Source organism: Vibrio sp. 704 (assembly GCF_033339295.1).
The window spans coordinates 1-600 of record NZ_JAWOUH010000694.1 but is presented as its reverse complement, the minus strand read 5'-3'; the positions used below and the strand labels follow the sequence as shown (position 1 = coordinate 600).

The window sequence follows — 600 nt, the reverse complement described above, 5'->3', positions numbered from 1 at the left end:
TCCAAGATGTCCAAGTACAGCTCAATCGACTCAATCAGGTTCGACAAGGGGTTGATCGCCTTTCCCCTCAAATTGCACCTTTTGGTTATTACTCCAATCTGAATCAGCTCATCATCGACAACATTGACGTTTTGATTGCACAGACTCAAAGCCGAGAGCTAGGTACGCTTGGTGATGCGTTGATCTCTGTGATCGTGATGAAAGAGCGTGCAGGCCAAGCACGCGGCGCACTTAATGGGGTATTTGCGAAAGGAAGCGCCACATCTGTTTTGTTCTCCAACATTGAGGGATACATCCAATCGGGGGATTACGCATCAAGAAAAGCGCAAATTGCGTTCCCAGAACAATATCGACAGTCATTGCAATCGCACCAAAACAGTCCTGCGTGGAAGAAGGTTGAGCAAGTACAGCAATCCTTCCTTAACCAGAGTGCCAACCTAGACAGCATTCAGGGGCCTCAAGCAACTGAATGGTTTCCTATGGCAACCGAGCGCATCGGTCTCATGAACCAGTTTCGTAACCAAATGGTTGATCAGATGCTCATTGCTGCAGAACATTCCGCTCAGCATGCCACTTTAAATCTCAACTTGTTGATGGCTG

Annotated in this window: 1 protein-coding gene; it reads left to right on the top strand. The window is 47.7% G+C overall.

Going from position 1 to position 600, the window contains the following annotated elements:
- Positions 1-600 (top strand): nitrate- and nitrite sensing domain-containing protein (locus tag R7R24_RS28565; RefSeq protein WP_318120437.1); only part of this gene is annotated, 600 nt, incomplete at both ends.